The organism is Planctomycetia bacterium (assembly GCA_021413845.1).
Classification (GTDB): Bacteria; Planctomycetota; Planctomycetia; order Pirellulales; family PNKZ01; genus PNKZ01.
Window position 1 is genome coordinate 1 of sequence record JAIOPP010000088.1, and the last position, 5,888, is coordinate 5,888.

The following is a 5,888-nucleotide window of genomic DNA, read 5'->3' on the forward strand; positions in this document are numbered from 1 at the left end:
AACGCCGTTCGTCGTGAGCGTGATCCCGGTCGTCGGCGATTTCGCCGCGGCCCAACAACCGGTCATCGTCGTGCTCAACGAAGGAACTTCGCTCAGCGTGCAAGCGGTCGTGTCGAACGATCGACGCTTCGTGCGGCTCACGCTGGTCCCGGTCTTCAGCCAGATCGGCGACGTGAATACCTTCACCTTCGAAGGCTCGCAAACCTCGACTCGCAATTCGAGCTCGGAAACGAACGGTCCGGGCACGCAGAACGATATCGACGAACAAACGACGACGAGCAGCGGCACCACGGTGCAGTTGCCGACCTTCGCCTTCCAAACGGTGACGACGACGGTCAGCGTGCCCGACGGCGGTACGGTGCTCTTAGGCGGTATCAAGCGGATGACGGAAGTTCGCCATGAGAACGGCGTGCCGATGCTCAGCAAGATCCCGTACATCAATCGGTTGTTCGAAAACGTCGCGATCGGCAAGGCTTCCGAAAGCTTGATGATGATGGTCACGCCACGCATCATCATCCAGTCGGAAGAAGAAGAAGCGATCGGCGTCGTCCCACCGGCTCCTTAATCGGGTCCGGCATCAACGAGTCCCTCCCCCAGGCCGTCGCGGTTCTTCATTGAGCCGCGGCGGCCTATTTTTGTTGCCGAGCAGCGATCGGATTTCGGGCCGCAATCGATTAGAATCTGCGCACGAAACCGTTGGCGGGCGTCGGCCCTTCGCCGAGCGCCGGAAGGCTTCGACCTTGCGTGGAGATTTTCGCCCGTGAAACCGCAACTCTGGTTCGTGTGCGGCGCTTTGTTGTCAGCGCTGGGAGTCGTCAACGGCGCGTTCGGTGCGCATTACCTGCCGACGCGTCTCCCGGATCTCTACGCCGATGTGCCGACCGAAAAGCTCCCACTCGGCGGCATTTCTCGACTGCTTGAAAAGCGCTACGCCGACTACGACACCGGCGTTCGTTATCAGATGTATCACGCCTTCGGATTGATGTTGCTCGGCGTCGTAGCGTCGCAGCGCAAGTCGGCGCTCTGGTCGGTCGTCGGCTTTTGCTTCTTCTTCGGAACGTTGCTGTTCTCCGGCTGTCTCTATGCCCTGGTCTTGACGAATCAGACGATCCTCGGGGCGATCGTGCCGATCGGCGGGGTGTTGTTCATCGTCGGCTGGTTGACGCTGGCGATCGCCGTCTATAAGCAAACCACTGCGACTGCCGGGACCGGTGCGTAAGTAAGTCGGCGTATAAAACGAAAGCGGCGCGGAACCGACGTGCGGCTGGGAAGCCGTCGAACGTCCGTCCCGCGCCGCTCTTGCTGCCCCGTCGAAAGCGCCCCGCATTTCGACGACGCGTCACCCGGCAGTCGATCTCTGCGCGATGCCGGCTTGCGCCGGCCGATGTTATGCGATCGCCAATTCCTTCAATTCCACGGCGAGCCGCTTTCTCGCCGTGTGCAACCGGCGCTTGATGGTGCCGATCGGCGACGCGAACTTCGTGCTCATCTCGGCCAGCGATTGCCCCTCGACGTAGAACGCGACGAGCGTGTTCCGATCGAGCGTCTTCAGCTTCTTCAAGCCGGCTCGCACGCTCTTGGCCCGTTCGGTTTTCAAGGCGTCGGCAAGCGGCGTTTGTCGTTCGACGAAGTTGGCCTCGAGCGTTTCGTTTTCCAACGGCTGAACCGCTTGCCGTCGGGTCGCTCGGTTGATCGCCAACCGGGCGGTGATCGACCGCAGCCAACCGCCGAACGCCTCCGGGGTCCGCAATTGCCCGATCTTTCGCAAAGCCTGGACGAACACTTCCTGCACGAGTTCTTGCGCCTCGCCGTGGTCGCGAGTTCGCTTCAAAGCATTGTGAAAGACCGACCCTTGGTAACGCTCGACGAGCGTGCCGAACGCTTCTCGGTCGCCATCCTGGGCGGCCAAGACGAGCTCGGCCACGGTACAGCGGTAGGTGCCGGTTTCCAGATCCGTATCGTTATCGAACAAGCAAGTCGCCATGATTGGTATCTCTCTGAGGGCCCGAACGAGAGCTTCGGGCGTGAACGCGCTGGGGAATGCGAAAAGGCCGCGAACACGGACGGCGGGCGAGGAGCTCGAAACGCTAGGCGTAAACGCAAAGCGATCGGGTCCCGACCGTCGGCCGGCTTCCATCTGGTGTTACGAACTGAGAATCGTGGGTGCGATTCTTAGCCGATCCGGATGGAGGGGCGCGAAGCGGTGTAATACCGACATTCGCCCCGACACGTGGCTGCCGTAGCCGTCGGTGCTGCCGAGCGGGCTGCGGCGTATGCCGGTTGAAGTTTCGGCTGCGAAAACAGCCAACTTCCGGCAGGCGCGTTCGACCCACGGCGCATCGCTAGATGAAGATGGCGCAGCGAATCCTGCAGCATCGCAACTTCACGCTTAGCTACGACGACGAGAGCGCGGACGATGCCGCCTACGATGTCGTTCGAGCCAATAACGTTGTTGACGATGTTACGCATGGGAATCTCCGCGCCGTAGCGCCGTAAGGAAAGAGAGAACCTAAACTGGAAACCTAATTCTAAATGGTATGCCCGTCGGGGCAAACATATTCGGGCAAATACGTTCCACCAAAGGACACTTAACAAACTCCGTCGCAAACCGGAACCTCGGTCCTAGGTGCCCGACCTCGAACGACCGCGTCCGTCTTCTAAGACGCGAGATCGACCGTAGGGTTCGCAAATCGAGAAAAAATCTTTGCGATTCGTTTTGAATCGCCTGGCGCGGGCTCCATGCGGCGGAAAACCGGAAATGCTTCCGGCGACGTAAGCGACGACACTCAAGTGGTTTGCGTTCTGCGCTCGTCGATTCGAGAGAGTTGACGACGCTGCCGGCGTCGGTCAGACTTGGGCGAACTTTCGGGCGGGAATTTCACCGACCCGGGAGTCGCCCCGATCGTTTTCCCGCCGCCGAGTTCGGCTCCCGCCGATTGTTTTTCGTTCGTCGTCCTCGCTCAACTTAATCTCCCCTCAAACTGCGGAGTTCTCGCCCGATGGTCCGTCGCTTCAAAGAAATTCTTGCGAAAAACGAACTTTGCCGCGTCTTCCAATGCGGCCGCATCGGCACCCCGCCGGTCATCGAACTCTACAAGCATGCCGGCGGCTTCGATGGTTTCTGGTTCGACCAAGAGCATTGCGGCCTGACCTATAAAGAAGTCGAACGAGCTTCGGTCGCCGCGCGCGCTTGCGATTTCGATTTCATCGTGCGGATGGCGCCGACCGGCTACTCGCAGACGACGCAGAATCTCGAAGCCGGCGCCGGCGGCTTGATGGCCGCGCGCATCGAATCGGCCGCGCATGCCGAAGAGTTCGTCCAATGGGCCAAGTTCGCCCCGCGCGGCAATCGAGGCATGAACACCTCCGGCGTCGACGCTAACTATACGCACATCCCCCAAGCCGAGTTCGCCGAGAAGTCGAACCGCGAGAGCTTCATCGCGATCCAACTGGAAACGCTCGGCTGCTTGCGCGACGTCGATGCCATCGCCGCCAACGACGCCGTCGACTTGATCTTCGTCGGGCCGGCCGACCTCTCGCAAGCGCTCGGCATTCAAGGCGAACGGAACCACCCGAAGATTTGGGAAGCGCTCGCCGAAGTGCAGAAGGCGTGCAAGAAGCACGGCAAGCATTGGGGCGTCGTGCCGGTCGATCCCGAGTATGCCGACAAGTGCTACGACCTCGGCTGCCGCATGATCACGTTCGGCAACGACATCTTCGCCCTGAAGACCGGCATTGCAAGCATCAAGAAGTCGTACGGCACTTGCTTCACGAAGTAAGCCTCGTTGCGAGCTAACGACTCCCGGCCGCTTCGCGCATCTTCTCGCGAATGGTGTCGCGAATGCGGGCTTGGATCTCTTTGGGGATCGCGTCGAATTCCTTCTTCGAGATTCGGCCGTTGTCGTCGGAGTCGAATATCTTGGCGCGCTCGCGCTGCGCCGGCGGAATCGGAAAGCCTTGCTCGATGACGAGGTCGACGAGCGCGTTCCACTTCGTATCGGCGCCGACAAGCTTCTTCTCTTCGTCGGTCATCAGGTCTTCCGCTTCCGCGCCGCCGGCCAATGCGCCGCCGAGCCGCGCGCCGCGCATGCCGACGACTTTACGCAAGTCGCCGAGTGAGTCGGTCGTGAGCATGATGCTGACGAGGCACATCTCGTCGGTCGTTTGCTCGCCCCAGGTCACGCGCTTCGGCGGCGAGTTCGGATTGTGAGGGTTCGCTTCCGAGTTGTCGTAAATGGCAGCGACGTGAATGACGGAACCCTTCGGCAAGCGTATCGGCTTGGCATAACCGTAGGAGCCTTGCCAGTTGAAGTCCCAATCTTTGATCCAGATCAGCGGCACCGTCTCGCCGGCCGGCGTGGCGGCGGTCACCTTCATCTGCCGACCGAGCAAGTGCATGTGCGGGCCCAGGCCGAGGACGTTCACATCGACCGGCAGCGGCTCGCTCTTGGCTTCGATGGTGTACTGCTTATCGCCGGCCGGGATCGCGAGCCGTGTGTTTAAGATCGCGAGCCCACCGACGATCGTCGTCGCCGGCTTCTTCGTGAAGTAGATGCCGACCATCGAACGATCGGTCGCCGGTTTGCCGTCGGGATGATAATGCAATTGCAGCACGAGGTCGCTTCCCTTGCGGAGAAATTTGCCGGTTCCCTCGGGTAGCTTGCGCGGCATTGCGCCGGGAGCCCAGCCGCCGAGTCCGCCGGTCGGCAACACGCCGGGTCCGCCGAAGCTGGAATACCCCTGGCCGGGATCTTGTTCGTCTTTCTTGCGTGCGGCGCCGTTGGCGTCGAGGTACATGATCGCATGATGCACGACGCGCCGATTGCCCGGCCGAAACTCCGCCGCGGCGACCGTCCGATTTTCCGTCGTCGGAATCGGCAACACGAAGCAGCGATAGATGTCGGGACCATCGGCCCGAACCTCGAACGGCTCGGGCATCTCTAAGATGAGGTCGGGCTCACCGAGTTGCCAACCTTCGACGAACTTCGGAGGGACGGGCAGATCTTTCGGGTCTCCTTCCGGGGCGCCGGCTTGAGCCCAATCGCGCAAGGTCTTGATCTCGTCGTCGGTGAGGATGCGCTCGTCGAGGAAGTGGCCGAAGTCGGGCTCGGCTTTCCAAGGAGGCATGCGGCGCTCGGCCGTGATGTCGGCGAGGAAGGTCGCGCGCTTGGCGGCGTCGCCGTAGGAGAGCAGAGAGAAAGGTCCGACCTCGCCCGGTCGGTGGCAGCTCGCGCAGTTCTTCCACAGAATCGGTGCGACATGCCGGGAGAAGGTCGGCGCGTCGGGAGTCGCCGCAGAAGGGGCCGCGCCGGCGATCGTCGTCAGCAGGGCCGAAGCCAGGTGAAGCAAAGCGGAAGGCATAACATCTCCGTATGTCGCAAAGAGCCGGTGCCGATGATTCTACTCAAGCGACCCGAATAATTTTCGCCAACGAAGACGAGGAAGCGTAAATGTCGGCGAAGCGCAGGGAGCAAAGGCGGGCAGGGGAGCCCGCACCGCAGGAGAAAAGAGCCCAAAAACGGCTGCCGGCCGCAGCCTTGTCAAAGGAGCGGAAGCGGCTAAACTGAGGGACTTCGACATTGCGATAGGCTGCTATCATGGCAGCCCTACGCTGATGAAGCAGAGCCCGTTACCAAGCGGACTTTGCTTTCCAGCGGAGAAAGCAAAGTCGAGGCGAGTCCTTAGCTCAGTCGGTAGAGCATGGCACTTTTAATGCCAGGGTCGTGGGTTCGAGTCCCACAGGACTCACTAGAGCGCATTGCAATTAATTGTAGCGGTATCCTGAGTTTCGGAAGTAGTTTCGGCATTCGGATTCTTGGAAGCGGGTGACGAGTTCGCCGCAGCGGCGCCACAAGCCTGCGACGGTTCGCTCCGCCGCGCTGCGGATC

General features: G+C 61.1%; 6 protein-coding genes and 1 tRNA gene. 4 read left to right on the forward strand and 3 right to left on the reverse strand.

Annotation, left to right across the window (positions count from 1 at the left end; all coding sequences use genetic code 11):
- Both K8U03_16005 and K8U03_16010 read left to right on the forward strand, forming a co-directional pair.
- Positions 1-565: general secretion pathway protein GspD (locus K8U03_16005; protein MCE9606400.1), on the forward strand; the 565-nt coding region annotated here is incomplete at its 5' end.
- A gap of 195 nt (positions 566-760) precedes the next feature.
- The gene (locus K8U03_16010) at positions 761-1,219 is read left to right on the forward strand and encodes a DUF423 domain-containing protein (protein MCE9606401.1); all 459 of its coding nucleotides are present in this window, start codon (positions 761-763) and stop codon (positions 1,217-1,219) included.
- A 168-nt stretch (positions 1,220-1,387) separates the two neighbouring features.
- Here K8U03_16010 and K8U03_16015 read toward each other — a convergent pair whose 3' ends face one another.
- Together K8U03_16015 and K8U03_16020 are read right to left on the reverse strand one after the other, a co-directional pair.
- A complete protein-coding gene (locus tag K8U03_16015) occupies positions 1,388-1,984 on the reverse strand; it encodes a sigma-70 family RNA polymerase sigma factor (protein ID MCE9606402.1) in 597 nt (198 codons plus the stop codon).
- A gap of 188 nt (positions 1,985-2,172) precedes the next feature.
- Positions 2,173-2,469, reverse strand: a complete 297-nt coding sequence (locus K8U03_16020) for a hypothetical protein (protein MCE9606403.1) — start codon at positions 2,467-2,469, stop codon at positions 2,173-2,175.
- 530 nt (positions 2,470-2,999) lie between these two features.
- On the opposite strand from K8U03_16020, the gene K8U03_16025 reads away from it, so the two are divergent.
- Positions 3,000-3,779 (forward strand): host specificity protein, encoded by a 780-nt coding sequence (locus tag K8U03_16025; GenBank protein ID MCE9606404.1) that lies wholly within the window; start codon positions 3,000-3,002, stop codon positions 3,777-3,779.
- A gap of 13 nt (positions 3,780-3,792) precedes the next feature.
- Here K8U03_16025 and K8U03_16030 read toward each other — a convergent pair whose 3' ends face one another.
- Complete coding sequence (locus tag K8U03_16030; GenBank protein MCE9606405.1) at positions 3,793-5,361, reverse strand: ascorbate-dependent monooxygenase; 1,569 nt, start codon at positions 5,359-5,361, stop codon at positions 3,793-3,795.
- Between the two features lie 314 nt (positions 5,362-5,675).
- Here K8U03_16030 and K8U03_16035 point away from each other — a divergent pair.
- Positions 5,676-5,748 (forward strand) — tRNA-Lys (locus tag K8U03_16035).
- Positions 5,749-5,888: the final 140 nt, after the last annotated feature.